Annotated in this window: 12 protein-coding genes; 5 read left to right on the plus strand and 7 right to left on the minus strand. The window is 60.8% G+C overall.

Features of this window, described 5'->3' with window-relative positions:
* Window positions 1–11: 11 nt before the first annotated feature.
* From atpB to mioC, 7 genes are all read right to left on the minus strand, one after another.
* The gene (gene atpB, locus ACB039_RS13910; RefSeq protein WP_025328868.1) at window positions 12–794 is read right to left on the minus strand and encodes a F0F1 ATP synthase subunit A; all 783 of its coding nucleotides are present in this window, start codon (window positions 792–794) and stop codon (window positions 12–14) included.
* A gap of 8 nt (window positions 795–802) precedes the next feature.
* Complete coding sequence (locus ACB039_RS13915) at window positions 803–1,213, minus strand: ATP synthase subunit I (RefSeq protein ID WP_041206627.1); 411 nt, start codon at window positions 1,211–1,213, stop codon at window positions 803–805.
* Window positions 1,214–1,403: 190 nt separating this feature from the next.
* Complete coding sequence (locus tag ACB039_RS13920; protein WP_005326273.1) at window positions 1,404–2,312, minus strand: ParB/RepB/Spo0J family partition protein; 909 nt, start codon at window positions 2,310–2,312, stop codon at window positions 1,404–1,406.
* A complete protein-coding gene (locus tag ACB039_RS13925; protein WP_005326275.1) occupies window positions 2,309–3,112 on the minus strand; it encodes a ParA family protein in 804 nt (267 codons plus the stop codon). The genes ACB039_RS13920 and ACB039_RS13925 overlap by 4 nt, the downstream gene beginning before the upstream one ends.
* A gap of 26 nt (window positions 3,113–3,138) precedes the next feature.
* Complete coding sequence (rsmG, locus tag ACB039_RS13930) at window positions 3,139–3,765, minus strand: 16S rRNA (guanine(527)-N(7))-methyltransferase RsmG (RefSeq protein WP_041207123.1); 627 nt, start codon at window positions 3,763–3,765, stop codon at window positions 3,139–3,141.
* 20 nt (window positions 3,766–3,785) lie between these two features.
* Entirely contained in the window at window positions 3,786–5,675 is a 1,890-nt protein-coding gene (gene mnmG, locus ACB039_RS13935) for a tRNA uridine-5-carboxymethylaminomethyl(34) synthesis enzyme MnmG (protein ID WP_041206625.1), read from the minus strand.
* A gap of 508 nt (window positions 5,676–6,183) precedes the next feature.
* The gene (mioC, locus tag ACB039_RS13940; protein ID WP_025328874.1) at window positions 6,184–6,633 is read right to left on the minus strand and encodes an FMN-binding protein MioC; all 450 of its coding nucleotides are present in this window, start codon (window positions 6,631–6,633) and stop codon (window positions 6,184–6,186) included.
* A 385-nt stretch (window positions 6,634–7,018) separates the two neighbouring features.
* Here mioC and ACB039_RS13945 point away from each other — a divergent pair, with 385 nt between their 5' ends.
* The 5 genes from ACB039_RS13945 (at window position 7,019) to fhuB (ending at window position 14,673) form a co-directional block, all read left to right on the plus strand.
* The gene (locus tag ACB039_RS13945) at window positions 7,019–9,127 is read left to right on the plus strand and encodes a TonB-dependent siderophore receptor (RefSeq protein WP_226170897.1); all 2,109 of its coding nucleotides are present in this window, start codon (window positions 7,019–7,021) and stop codon (window positions 9,125–9,127) included.
* A 61-nt stretch (window positions 9,128–9,188) separates the two neighbouring features.
* Window positions 9,189–10,835, plus strand: a complete 1,647-nt coding sequence (locus ACB039_RS13950; protein ID WP_042650540.1) for a multidrug ABC transporter permease/ATP-binding protein — start codon at window positions 9,189–9,191, stop codon at window positions 10,833–10,835.
* A gap of 154 nt (window positions 10,836–10,989) precedes the next feature.
* Window positions 10,990–11,754, plus strand: a complete 765-nt coding sequence (locus ACB039_RS13955; RefSeq protein WP_041206624.1) for an ATP-binding cassette domain-containing protein — start codon at window positions 10,990–10,992, stop codon at window positions 11,752–11,754.
* An 82-nt stretch (window positions 11,755–11,836) separates the two neighbouring features.
* Window positions 11,837–12,694, plus strand: a complete 858-nt coding sequence (locus ACB039_RS13960) for an ABC transporter substrate-binding protein (RefSeq protein WP_139751133.1) — start codon at window positions 11,837–11,839, stop codon at window positions 12,692–12,694.
* The gene (gene fhuB / locus ACB039_RS13965; protein ID WP_005326287.1) at window positions 12,691–14,673 is read left to right on the plus strand and encodes a Fe(3+)-hydroxamate ABC transporter permease FhuB; all 1,983 of its coding nucleotides are present in this window, start codon (window positions 12,691–12,693) and stop codon (window positions 14,671–14,673) included. Before ACB039_RS13960 ends, fhuB begins: the two co-directional genes overlap by 4 nt.
* The last annotated feature ends 3 nt before the right edge of the window (window positions 14,674–14,676 follow it).

Below are 14,676 nucleotides of genomic sequence, written 5' to 3' on the forward strand. Positions count from 1 at the left end.
TTTGAGTTGCATCAACCATGGTCTTCTTGCGCCATCGACAGATAGACGATGGTCAGAACCATGAAGATAAACGCCTGCAAAGTGATGATCAGGATGTGGAAAATTGCCCAAGGCACGGACAGGATCCACTGTGACCACCAGGGTAACAAACCCGCAATCAGGATAAAGATCAGTTCGCCAGCATACATGTTGCCGAACAGTCGCAGACCCAATGAAACAGGCTTGGAAATCAACGTGACGGTTTCAAGGATGAAGTTAACCGGGATGGCAGCGGGATGGTTGAAAGGCTGAAGCGTCAGCTCCTTCACAAATCCGCTGATACCCTTGACCTTGATGCTGTAGTACAGGATCAAGAAGAACACGCCCAAAGCCATGGACATGGTGATGTTAACGTCAGCAGAGGGAACCACACGCAGATAGGGAACACCCATCAACTGTGCAGCGTGAGGGATAAAGTCAACGGGGATCAGATCCATGAAGTTCATCAGGAAGATCCAGACAAACACTGTCAGTCCCAGCGGTGCAATGACCGGGTTCCGACCATGGAAGATGTCTTTGACGTTACCATTCACAAACTCGACCAGCATCTCCACAAAGCACTGCAGCTTACCGGGCACACCGCTGGTGGCCTTGACGGCTACGCGGCGGAACGACCAGATAAACAGGGCGCCTAGCAAGACGGAAAATATCATGGAATCGATATTCACCGTCCAGAACCCGGACCCGACTTGCAGGTGGGTCAGGTGGTGGGAGATATATCCCTGAGGAGTCAGGACTTCTCCGGTTGCAGACATGAGTTTTCCTAATAGTGGTTGTTAAGCGTGAATGAAACTATCCACTGTACAACGAGGGCGAGGATATAAGTGGCGAAGAACGAGACGGTGTCGACCTCGATCCCGGAGCCAAACATCAGGGCGAAAAGTCCTGTTGTAGTAATGAGCTTAATCCCTGCCCCACCATAAAAGTCCCGCAAGACCAGGCCCACGCTCTCTTTCGTCACCTTGCGGCGCAGAACCCAGAGTGTGAACAGGGCTTGAGGAACCCAGTACATTCCTCCCCCAAAGAGGGAAGAACGTCCGGCAAACGCCCCGGTCTGATAAAACCAGACGGAACTGATCGCCAGGATCAGGACGAGCTGACAAACGAGCATAGCCAAGGCCAGCGTCAAACCTTCCAAGGCTACTTTCTGTTTCACCAACCTACCCCTGAACATTACAGAACTGTAAAAAATCGGGATCCGAAGACCCCAGGTTCACAGCTCGAAAAGCCGGTCAAATTATACCCGTGGAGACGGCTATTGCAACATGGCAAAAATCCTTAATTTTTGCGGCTTTCCGCGCGAAATTAAGGTTATGTTCATATCGAAAGGAATGGATGTTTTATTACTACAAAAAGCGTAAAAATCACGATTCTGACAGACCAAAATAGCCCAATACCCGGTCCAAATCTGCCAAGTTATCGTAACTTATTACTAACTTGCCGCTATCCTTCTTGCCCGGCTGAAGCTGTACCTGATTGCCAATTTTTTCTGAAATCTGGCGCTCGAGGTAACCAAACTGGGGATCACGGACGGGTTCGACCTTGGTTTTTGCCGGTTCCAGCGTTTTCTGCACCAGTTTCTCGGTATCTCGCACCGTCAGCCCCTTCTGGGCAACCAGCTTGGCCAGTTCGGACTGGGCCGGGCCGCTCAGGGCCAGCAGGGCCCGGGCGTGACCCATGTCGAGATCCCCGTGCTCGACGAAGCGCTTCACGTCCTCGTTGAGCTGATTGAGGCGCAGCAGGTTGGTCACCGTGGTGCGGGACTTGCCCACCGCTTCGGCCACCTGCTGGTGGGTCAGCTCGAACTCGGTCAGCAGTCGCTGCAGGGCCACCGCCTCTTCGATGGCGTTGAGATCCTCGCGCTGGATATTCTCAATCAGCGCGATGGCCACCGCAGCCTCGTCGGGCACGTCCTTGACCAGGCAGGGCACTACCTCGAGTCGGGCCAGCTGGGACGCGCGCCAGCGCCGCTCACCGGCGATGATTTCGAAGCGATTCTCGCCGATGGAGCGTACCACTATCGGCTGAATCACGCCTTGCGCCCGTATCGAGTTGGCCAGGTCTTCCAGCGCATCCTGGGACATGTCCTTGCGTGGCTGATATTTGCCGGACTGCAGCCACTCCAGCGGCAGCTTGCGCAGCTCGCCCTGGTTGGTGGGCGCCATGGCCTGCTCGGTACGCTGGTCGCTCATCACCTGTTTCTGGCGGGCGGCCGTGCTGGTGCTGAGCAGGGCGTCCAACCCCTTGCCCAGCCCACGTTTCTTCGGCGTCATATGCTCTCTCGGTCTGCGGTGATCGGCTGAGACTCCTGCTCCTGACGACGCAGGATCTCGCCAGCCAGGGCCAGATAGGCCTTGGCCCCCACCGATGATTTGTCATAGTGCATGGCCGGGGCACCGAAGCTCGGCGCCTCCGCCAGTCTAACGTTGCGGGGGATGATGGTGCGATAGACCTTGTCCCCGAAATGCTGTTTCAGCTGATCGGACACATCATTGGCCAGCCGGTTGCGATGATCGAACATGGTGCGCAGCACCCCCTCGATCTTCAGCTCCGGGTTGACGACGGCCGCCAGCTTGCTGATGGTGTCGACCAGGGCGGTGAGCCCCTCCAGCGCGTAATACTCACACTGCATGGGCACCAGCACGGAGTCGGCAGCGGCCATGGCGTTGACGGTCAGCATGTTGAGAGAAGGCGGGCAGTCGATGAAGACGTAGTCGTACTTGTCCCGTACCGAGGCCAGGGCGTTGCGCAGGCGGATCTCGCGGGCGAAGAATTCCATCAGCCGAATTTCGGCCGCGGTCACGTCGGCGTTGGCGGCGATGAGGTGATAGCCACCCGAGGTCTCGTGGATGATCACCTCGTTGATGGGTGCATCGTCGATTAGCAGTTCATAGGCGGTGCGTTCAACTTCGTACTTGTCGACGCCGCTGCCCATGGTGGCATTGCCCTGCGGATCCAGATCGATCACCAGCACCTTGCGCCGGGTAGCGGCCAGGGAGGCGGCCAGATTTACACAGGTGGTGGTTTTACCCACTCCACCCTTCTGGTTGGCTATGGCAATGACTTTTCCCACACTGTCCCCTAAATGAAACTGCGACCCTATTCGGGCTGGATATGTTTGAATTCCAGCAGATGACGCTCACCTTCCAGTTCCGGCACCACCAATTGATGGGCGGCAACCAGGCGAATGCTGGCAGGCAACTGTGCCAGTTCCTGCTCGGGGTATTGTCCCTTGAGCGCAAGGAAGCTCCCTTCGGGTGACGGCAGATGGTGACACCAGCTCAGCATGTCCTCCAGCGAGGCGAAGGCCCGGCTGAGTACACCATCGAAGCCAACTTCGGGTTGATACTCTTCCACCCGGGATTTGACGGGTGTCACGTTGGTCAACCCCAGCTCCTGGATCACCTGGCGGATGAAGTTGATCCGCTTGCCCAGGCTGTCCAGCAACACGAACTGCTTGTCCGGATTGATGATCGCCAACGGCAGGCCGGGCAGGCCGGGGCCTGTACCCACATCGATGAAACGCTCACCGTGCAGGTGAGGGCTCACCACCAGGCTGTCGAGGATGTGCTTGACCAGCATGGCGTCCGGATCTCGCACCGAGGTGAGATTGTAAGCCTTGTTCCACTTGTGCAGCAACTCAACCAACTGCACCAACTGGGTCTTTTGGGTATCGGTGATAACAATTCCGGCCTGCATGAGCAGGCCGTTCAATCTTTCCAGCATGTTTTCCAACGGGGAATTCCTCAGGCGGTTTTACGCAGCAGGCCGTGTTTCTTCAGATGAACCAGCAGGATGGAGATAGCAGCCGGGGTGATGCCGGAGATGCGGGAGGCCTGACCTATGGTCTGTGGCTTGGCATCGTTCAGCTTGGCGATCACCTCGTTGGAGAGACCGTTGACGTCGCGGTAGTTCATGTCCAGTGGTAACAGGGTGTTCTCGTTGCGCAGTTGCTTCTCCACCTCGTCGTGCTGGCGCTCGATGTAGCCGGCGTACTTGATCTGGATCTCCACCTGATCCGCCGCTGCTGTGTCTTCCAGCGCTGGGCCAACCCCTTCAATGGCCATCAGGGCATCGTAGGTCACCTCGGGGCGACGCAGCAGCTCTTCCAGGCTCTGCTCTCGGGTCAGAGGCGTGTTCACCAGAGCGTTGACTGCCTCCAGCGACGGGTGCTGCGGGTGGATCCAGGTCGAACGCATGCGCTGACGCTCCTGCTCCACCTGCTCCATCTTGGTGTTGAACAGGCTCCAGCGATGGTCATCCACCAGGCCGAGCTCGCGACCTATGGCTGTCAGGCGCAGATCGGCGTTGTCTTCCCGCAGCAGCAGACGGTATTCGGCGCGGCTGGTGAACATGCGGTAGGGCTCGCGGGTCCCCAGGGTGGAGAGATCGTCCATCATCACGCCCATGTAGGCCTGATCCCGGCGGGGATGCCAGGCGTCCTTGCCCTGGGCTCGCAGACCGGCGTTCAGACCGGCCATCAGCCCCTGGGCGGCCGCCTCTTCATAGCCTGTAGTGCCGTTGATCTGGCCGGCGAAGAAGAGGTTTGGAATGCATTTGCTCTCCATGTTGGCCTTGAGATCTCGCGGATCGAAGAAGTCGTATTCGATGGCGTAGCCGGGGCGGGTGATGTGGGCATTCTCGAAGCCACGGATCGAACGGACGATCTGCACCTGTACGTCGAACGGCAGGCTGGTGGAGATCCCGTTCGGGTAGAGTTCGTGGGTGGTCAGGCCTTCCGGCTCGACGAAGATCTGGTGCGCCGTCTTGTCGGCGAAGCGGGTGATCTTGTCCTCGATCGACGGGCAGTAACGGGGGCCTATCCCCTCGATCACCCCGGCATACATGGGGCTGCGATCCAGGTTGTTGCGGATCACCTCGTGGGTCTTCTCGTTGGTGTGGGTAACGTAGCAGGGCACCTGACGCGGGTGCTGACTGGCGTTGCCGATGAACGAGAAGACGGGACGAGGATCGTCACCGTGCTGCTGCTGCATCACGGAGAGATCGACGGTACGGGCATCGATGCGTGGCGGCGTGCCAGTCTTGAGCCGATCGATGCGCAGCGGCAGCTCACGCAGACGCTGCGCCAGGGCGATCGAGGGAGGATCCCCGGCGCGGCCGCCCTTGTAGTTTTCCATCCCGATGTGGATCAGACCGTTCAGGAAGGTGCCGACTGTCAGCACCACCGTCTTGCCGCTGATGCGGATCCCGCTCTGAGTGACCACGCCGGCGACGCGATCACCGTCCATGACGAGATCGTCACAGGCTTGCTGGAAGATCTTCAGATTCGGGTAATTTTCCAGGGTCTGGCGTACCACGGCCTTGTAAAGCAGGCGATCCGCCTGGGCACGGGTGGCTCGCACCGCGGGCCCTTTGGAGGAGTTGAGGGTACGGAACTGGATCCCGCCAAGATCGATGGCCTGCGCCATGATCCCGCCCAGGGCATCCACTTCCTTGACCAGGTGTCCCTTGCCGATCCCGCCGATCGCCGGATTACAGGACATGTGTCCCAGCGTATCGATGTTGTGGGTCAACAACAGAGTATTCAGACCCATACGGGCTGCCGCTGTTGCTGCTTCGGTTCCTGCATGACCGCCACCGACGACGATCACATCAAATTGTTCATGGTATTGCATTGGGGATCACCTTGATCTGCACGCCTGAAGATCTTTATTTGCCTGGGCTGAAGGGCGGATCATTCTATCCGTTTCGCCTCTTGAGGGGAACGTCTACTTCAGGATCAGTATGGATGCAGGATCCGTTAGTAGATCTTAAGGATCTTTAGATCGATCTTTTACTGGATCTTTTATTAGGATCCACGATTTCTGTTGATAAGCCCTTTTTGATCATAAAGATCATCCGTTTAAAGACGATCCCAGCTTGTGGAAAAGCTTGGATCCCAGGGCCGTGAACGGGGGGATAACCAGTGGTTTTATACACAGACCAGAACTGGATAAGATCTCATACATGGATAACTATAGGTTTTACAGAGCTTAACACTATAGTTATGCACATTACCCCTGGGCGTTGTGGGTAACCGTGTAGAACAACTCTCCCGGATCTATCTGTTAATAACCTGGTGGATAGGAATTTGGGGACAAGCGGGGAGATCAAGGTGTTTTTACCGGATCTCCCGGGCCCTGATCAGGCGATCATCTGCATCCAGTCATGGATCCAGGCTTCGGCGGCATCTTCCGGGATCTCATGCTGGGTCACGTCTATCTCCAGACGATCCCCGATCCGGCTGGCGCCACATTCGGCCAGCAGTCGATCCAGCGTCTTGCCGCCCTGGCAGAAGGTGTCATAACTGCGGTCACCAAGCCCGATCACCCCATATTTCAAGGCGTTGAGATCAGGATGCTGGTCGGCAAGATCCTTGGCGAAGGGCTGAAGATTGTCGGGCACGTCGCCGGCACCGTGGGTGGAAGTGATCACCAGCAGGATGGCATCCGGCTCCGCCAACACCTCGGCCAGGCTGGCCGGGTTGTGGATCCGGGTCTGGTGGCCCGCCTGTTCCAGCAGGCTGGCGACATGATCTGCGACATATTCGGCGGCGCCCAGCATGGAGCCGACGACAAGATTGAGTTTGGCCATGGAATGGATCCTGATGTCATCGAAAGAAATGGAGAGCCGGGATTCTACCGCCAAAGGATGTGGATAAATATGGATAAAGCTTGGGGATAAGGATCCTTCACGATTTTTATGGCAGAGGCCGCCCTCGCCATCTTTTTTTATCTTCCTCTGTGTTCCCTTCTTTTGATCACCCTCCTGAATGAGTCTTTCTGCCGGAAAAGTCGTCCATTGATACAGCAGGTAACAATAGAGATGCAAATGATTAGCAATTATTGAATCGATTCGATCATGGCTCCTGTAGTAGCATTGTGCCGCTTTATTCGCCTAAGGAGTCGGGCAGACCGGCCGCATTGGGCACCCATAATAAGAAACCAAAATATAACTCATTGATATTTGAGACACTTATATGATTGCGCAAAAAAATACCCAGAATGCAGTGATGCGAAAGAGGGGGGCCCAGCTGTTGCCGCTCTCCTGCCTGCTGGCGAGCCTGCCTGTGCTGGCTGCTGAACAAGCAGATAAAGAGCTGCCCAAGGCGGCTGAAACCATGGTGGTCACCGGCACCGCCATGAAGGTCGAGGTGCCCATGGCCGAGACCCCCCGCGCCGTCTCCGTGGTCAACCGCGAGGAGCTGGATCAGCACGCCGTGCAGCAGCTCGACGAGTCCGTGCGCTACCGCTCCGGCGTGCTCACCGGTTTCTATGGCTCCGACAACAACACCGACTGGTTCAAGGTGCGTGGCTTCGATGCCGCCCAGTACCTCGATGGCAACCGCCTGTTCGGCACCGGTTACTATGTCTGGACCCCGGAGCCATTCGGTCTGGAAAGTGTGGAGCTGCTCAAGGGCCCGGCCTCCATCCTCTACGGCGAGGCGCCTCCCGGCGGCGTGATCAACTCCATCAGCAAGCGCCCCACCGCGACCCCTCAAGGCCTGGTCAATCTGCAACTGGGGAACCGGGATCTGCGTCAGGTCGGGGTCGATTTCTCCGACGATCTGACCGACGACAGCCGTTATCGCATGGTTGCGCTCTATAAAGAGCGCGACGGCGTGCTGGATGGCACTTACAACGAACGCGCCTACCTGGCGCCGAGCGTGACCCTGGACATCTCGGATCGCACCAGTCTCACCCTGCTGGCCAGCTTCCTCCATGACGAAGGAGTGCCCACCAACGGCTTCTTCCCCGTCTATGGCACCCTCAATACCGAGGGCGGCCAGATCGATCCCGCCACCAACCTGAGTCAGCCGGATTATGATCGCAACCGCAACACCCAGATATCTACCGGTTACGAGCTGGCCCACCAGTTCAACCAGACCTGGGAGTTCAAGCAGAACGTCCGCTTCAACTACAACGATCTGCTGCTGCGCCAGACCTATATCTTCCCGACCTATGAAGGCACCACCGCCTACCGCGGCCTGGTCTACCGTGACGGCGACACCAAGAGTGCCACCATGGACAACCAGCTGGTGGGTTACTGGAACACGGACAGCACCGAGCAGACCCTGTTGATGGGGATAGATCTGCAGCGCCACGTGAACGAAGGGGTCGAGGCCGACAACTACGGCATGGGGTCCATCGACACCATGAACCCGGATTACAGCGGCTTCCCCGGCTTCGACGAGTCCACCGCCACCTATCAGAAGAACACCAAGGGTCAGAGCGGCCTCTACGCCCAGCATCAGATCCGCTGGGACGATCGCTGGTTGCTGACCGCAGGCGGCCGCTTCGACTATGTGGAGACCCACAACATCAGCGAAGCCACCAGCAAGAACGAGAAGCAGTATGACGACAACCTCTCGCTCTCCGGCAGCCTGATGTACCTGGCCGACAACGGCCTCTCCCCGTACTTCGCCTATGCGGAGTCGTTCGAAGTGCTGCCTGGCATAGACCCGAACACCAAGAACTCCTACAAACCGCTGGAAGGCAAGCTGTATGAGACCGGCATCAAGTACGCCCCCAGCTTCCTCGATGGCTACATCAACCTGGCGCTGTTCGATCTGGAACAGACCAACTCGCTCGTCTCTACAGGATCCGGCCAGCAGACCCAGGCTGGTGAAGTGACCTCCCAGGGGATCGAACTGGAAGGGAGCGTGCAGGCCACAGAGGCGCTGCGTCTGACCGCTGCTTATACCTACACGGATGCCAAGACCAACGACACCGGCAACGGTGATCGCCAGGCCAGCCTGATCCCGCGTCACCAGGCCTCCTTCTGGGGCAACTACAAGGTGCAGCAGGGTCCTGTCTCCGGGCTGGAAGTGGGCACCGGGGTGCGTTACATCGGCTCCAGCATCGGCATAGGTGCCGTGAATGCGGACTACACCCCCATCTACGGTTCGGCCCAGGTGCCGGCCCAGACGGTGTGGGATGCGATGATCGGGTATGACTTTGCCAAGAACTGGCGTGCCCAGGTCAACGTCAACAACCTGCTGAACGACACCTATGTAGCGAGCTGTGACTACTACTGCTACTACGGTGAGCCGCGCAGCATAGTCGGCTCAGTCAACTACCGCTGGTAAAATACAGGCCGGGCGGGAGCCTCAAGCTCCCGCCCTCCTTCTTTTTGTACACAGGCCTGTCATGGAACTCTTGTCACTGGTTTACCGCCAATACCGTTGGCCCTTCATCGCCATTACCCTGCTCAGCCTGCTCAGTGCTGTCAGCGGGATAGGTGTCATTGCCTTTATCAACCAATACCTTATCGAGTCAGTCGGCGATCCGCTGCCGATCCTGGGTCAGCTTGTCGGCCTTATCTTTTTGCTGCTGGTGATCACGCTCGGCTCTCAGCTGGCCCTGACCACCCTTGGTCATCATTTCGTTTACCGGTTGCGCGGCCGCCTGCTCAAGCAACTGCTGGACACCGACGTCGCCCGCATTCGTCAGATAGGGCAGGGGCCGCTGCTGGCCTCCCTCTCCAGCGATATAGGCCAGATCACCATCGCTTTCGTGCGCCTGCCGGAGCTGGTGCAGGGGTTGGTGCTCACTCTGGGTTCCATCATCTACCTCGGCTTGCTCTCTCCCGCCCTGCTCGGTGTCACCGCCCTCTGGGTCACCGTGACCATGGTGGTGGGTTGGCTGCTGGTGAACCGGGTCTATCGCCACCTGGCCCGGATGCGTCAGGCCGAAGACAGGCTCTACCAGAACTACCAGTCCATCATCGCGGGCAGCAAGGAGCTGGCGCTCAACCGCGAGCGGGCCCACTTCGTCTACCACCAGCTCTATGAGCAGAACGCCCGAGATTACCGCCGGGAGATTATCCGCGCCGATACCTATCACCTGAGCGCGGTGAACTGGTCGAACATCATGATGCTGGGGGCCATAGGCCTGGTCTTCTTCCTGGCCAATGGCCTCGGCTGGGCCAACACCAATGTGGCCGCCACCTTCGCCCTGACCCTGCTGTTCCTGCGTACCCCGCTGCTGCAGGGCATCGGCGCCCTGCCGACCCTGATCTCGGCCCAGGTGGCGTTCGACAAGATAGCGACCCTGAATCTGGCCGAGCCGGAGCCCGCGTTCCCGCTGCCGCCGGCCCCCTGTGCCTGGCAACGCATCGAGCTGGAGCAGGTGAGCTTTCACTATCAGGGGGAGGGCGGCTTCGCCGTGGGCCCCATCAATCTGACCATTGAGCGGGGGGAGCAGATCTTCATCATAGGCGGTAACGGCTCCGGCAAGTCGACCCTGGCCATGCTGCTGACCGGGCTCTATCAGCCGGTCTCTGGCCGGATCCTGCTGGATGGTGAACCCATTGCCGATCGCAACGCCTACCTGGCGCTCTTCTCCGCCATCTTCACCGACTATCACCTGTTCCAGCACCTGCTGGGGCCAGAGCCGAAAGAGGCCCTGGTGGCCGAGTGGCTGGAGCGGCTGCAGATGGGCAGCAAGCTTGCCATCGAGGAGGGCTTCATTGCCAACATCGATCTCTCCCAGGGGCAGCGCAAGCGGGTCGCCCTGCTGCTGGCACTGGCGGAGCAGCGCGAGGTAATGCTGTTTGACGAGTGGGCGGCGGATCAGGATCCCCAGTTCCGCCGCATCTTCTATCAGGTGCTGTTGCCACGCCTCAAGGAGATGGGCAAGACGGTGATCGCCATCAGCCACGACGATCTCTATTTCTCTCTGGCGGACCGCCTGCTGGAGATGCGTCAGGGCCAGCTCACCGAGCTGACCGGCGAGCGGCGCGAGCAGGTGAGCCGGGATGCCGTCGCTCATCTGGATAGCGAGGTGCCGGTCTGATACCGGCCGCAAGGGGGAGGCGAGTGCCAACCCCTTTCAGCACAGGAATGAATCATGTTTGAGAGGAAATCTGGCGGCTTTATGGTAAACGCTCGCCGAGCCATGGCGCTCACCGACCCGAGCGTCGAGCACAGAGCCGGCACGGGAGCAGATCATGTTTGAGATGAAAGCCGCCAGCTTCGCGGTCAACGACCGCACCCTGCTGCAACCCACCAGCCTGCGTTTCGAGCAGGGTCAGGTCTATGGCCTTATCGGCCACAACGGCTCGGGCAAATCCACCCTGCTCAAGCTGCTGGCACGCCAGCAGCCCCTGAGCGATGGCGAGATCCTGTTCGATGACAAGCCGCTGCAGGCGTGGGGCAACCGGGACTTCGCCCGTCAGGTGGCCTATCTGCCCCAGCACCTGCCGAGCGCCGAGAACCTGCTCGGCCGCGAGCTGGTGGAGATGGGGCGCTATCCCTGGCGCGGCCTGCTGGGCCGCATGGGGGCGGAAGATCACCGCCAGGTCGACAAGGCCATTGCGCTGACCCATACCGAGGGGTTTGCCGACCGGCTGGTGGATACCCTCTCCGGCGGCGAGCGGGGCCGGGTCTGGCTGGCCATGCTGCTGGCCCAGGAGAGCCGCTTCATCCTGCTGGACGAGCCGCTGGCCGCCCTGGACGTGGCTCATCAGGTGGAGGTGCTCACCCTCGTCAGGCAGCTCAGTCGCCAGCTCAACCTCGGGGTCATCATCGTCATTCACGACATCAACATGGCGTCCCGCTTCTGCGATCGGCTGGTGGCGCTGCACTCGGGCCGCCTGCTCACCCATGGCGAGCCAGATCGGATCATGACTGGCGAGACCCTGCACGCCATCTATGGCATCCCGATGGAAGTCATTCGCCACCCGGCTCATGACCACGCCATCGCCATCGTCTAGCCGGGGTCCTCTCTTGAATTGTCTACTTAAAATTGTCCCCTGCCTCGTCAGCCTGCTGCTGACGCTGGCGGCGCAGGCCGATATGTCTCCGACCACCTCCGCACCGGAACCCCGCATCGCCACCGTGGACTGGACCATAGCCGAAACCCTGCTGGCCCTCGGCGTGACGCCGCTGGCCATGGGGGATGTGAACTCCTATCGCGCCTGGGTCGGCGAACCCAGGCTCCCCGCCGGGGTGATCGACATCGGCCTGCGGATGCAGCCCAACCGCGAGCTGCTGGCCGAGCTCAAGCCCGACCTTATCCTCATCTCGCCGCTGATGGCGTCGCTGGAGTCTACCCTGTCCCGCATCGCCCCGGTGCAATCCATCGCCCTCTATGAACCCGATGCGGATCTGTGGCAGCGGCTGCGCGAGGCGACCCTGACCATAGCCGCGCTGGTGAACAGAACCGCCGAGGCCGAACGCCAGCTCGCCGTACTGGACAGGGATCTGGCCCGGATGAAGACAAGCTTGCCGGCGGATCTGCCACCCTTGTTGCTGGTGCAGTTTATCGACGAGCGCCACGTGCGGGTATTCGGTCGCCACAGCCTGTTCGAGGCTGTGATGACCCGGCTGGGGCTACGCAACGCCTGGCAGGGGGAGACCAATGCCTGGGGGTTCTCTGTGGTCAGTCTGGAACAATTCCTTACCCTGCCTGAGGCCCGACTGGTGGTGGTGGATCCTGTCCCGGTCGGGGTGAGCGAGCGGCTGCAGGAGCCCGGGCTCTGGCAGCATCTACCGCTGGTGAAGCAGGGCAAGGAGCTCCATCTGCCCGCCGTCTGGAGTTTCGGTGGCATATTGGCCGCCCGCCGCTTCGCCGACCTGTTGAGTGAGGCCCTGCGAGAGGCGTCACCCTCCGATCCGGCAACCCATGTGAACACCAAGGGGGGCACCCGATGAATCACCTTCTTCCCGCCTCTCTGCTGCGCCCCGGCCTCTGCCTGCTGCTGCTCACCGGCGTGCTGGCCGGTTGGGATCTGGCCCACCAGTTGCCGGATGCGCCCTGGTGGCAGGCCATCTTCTCGCCCAATCTGGACGACGCCCGCCAGGCGGTCATTCACTTCAGCTGGCTGCCGCGGCTGGTGGTCTGCCTGTTGGCCGGTGCCGCCCTCGGGCTGGCCGGCACCCTGATGCAGCAGGTGCTGCGCAATCCCCTCGCGTCGCCCACCACGCTAGGGGTGGCCTCCGGCGCCCAGCTGGCGCTGATGATGGTGACCCTGTTTGCCCCCTCCTGGCTGCTGATCGGGCGCGAGTGGATCGCCATGGCGGGGGGGAGCCTCGCCATGGGGTTGGTGTTTGCCCTGGCCTGGCGTCGCGAGCTCAATCCTGTGGTTATCGTATTCGCCGGGCTGGTGATCAACCTCTATCTGGCGGCCATCAGCATGGGGCTGCTGCTGTTCTTCCAGGAGGAGCTCAAGGGCCTGCTGGTGTGGGGCAGCGGCTCATTGGCCCAGAACAGCTGGAGCGGCGTGAGCTACTTGCTGCCCCGGCTGCTGCTGGCCGGCGTGTTGGCTGCCCTGCTGGTGCGCCCCCTGGGCGTGCTGGAGCTGGATGACGCCAGCGCCCGCAGTCTGGGGGTCTCCCTCAAGCAGCTGCGCTTCGCCGGCCTCGGCCTCGCGGTCTTCATCACTGCCTGCGTGGTGAGCGTGGTGGGGCTGATCGGCTTCATCGGGCTGGCGGCCCCTGTGATGGTGCGGATGCTGGGGGTGAGGCAGCTCGGTTTACGCCTGCTGTGGGCCCCCGTGCTGGGCGCCCTGCTGCTGGCGGCCACCGATCTGCTGCTGCAATCCCTGACCCGCTTCTGGCCCGTGCTGATCCCGACCGGCGCCATGACGGCCCTGCTGGGGGCCCCTCTGCTGCTCTGGCTGATCCCTCGGCTTGCCTTCAAGTCAGGCGCTCCCAAGGCCGCCAGCGGCCTGACGGTGGCACGCCATGGCGCACCCGCTCGCCTTATCGGCCTGCTGTTGATGGGGCTGGTATTGGCGGTGGTTGCGTCCCTGCTGGTCGGGCAGGGGATGCACGGCTGGAGCTGGCCGAGCTGGCTCAGGTGGCAGGCCCAGCTGGAGTGGCGGTTGCCGCGCGCGTTGGCGGCTGGGGCGGCTGGCGTGCTGCTGGCCCTGGCAGGTACTCTGCTGCAGCGGGTCAGCAACAACCCCATGGCGAGCCCGGAGCTGCTGGGGGTGAGCGGCGGTACCTTTATGGGGGTGATAGCGACGGCCTTGCTGCTGCCTGCCTTGCCGCTGTCCCTGATGTTGCTGGGGGGCGTGCTGGGAGCCTTCGTCTGCCTGCTGCTGCTGGTGCTGATCAACCGCAAAAACGGCTTCCAGCCGGAGCGGATCCTGCTCTCCGGCATCGCCATCACGGCGCTGTTCGAGCCGCTGCAGGCCATCGCCCTGGCCAACGGCGACTTGCGGGTGCAGCAGTTGCTCTCCTGGATGTCCGGCTCCACCTATTACGTCACCCCGCCGGTGGCCTATGGCCTGACCGGTCTGGCGCTGCTGATGCTGGCGGCCTGCCTGCTGGTGAGCCGCTGGCTCGATCTGATGCCCATGGGGCCGGCGGTGGCGACTGCGCTCGGCATTCGTCTTAACCGCGCCCAGCTGATCATACTGCTGCTGGTGGCCGTGCTCACCGCCAGTGCGACCATGGTGATAGGCCCGCTCTCCTTCGCCGGTTTGCTGGCCCCCCACATGGCCAAGCTGATGGGGTTGGTGCGTGCGCGCTGGCACCTGCTCGGAGCGGCGGGATGCGGGGCCCTGCTCATGGTGTTGGCGGACTGGGTCGGCCAGCAGATCCTGTTCCCGCAGGAGGTGCCGGTCGGGCTGGTCTCCACCTTGTTAGGGGGCGCTTACTTCATGTGGTGCCTGCGCCGCCTCTAGGTT

Source organism: Aeromonas sp. S2(2024), assembly GCF_041402505.1.
GTDB classification, from domain to species: Bacteria; Pseudomonadota; Gammaproteobacteria; order Enterobacterales; family Aeromonadaceae; genus Aeromonas; species Aeromonas media.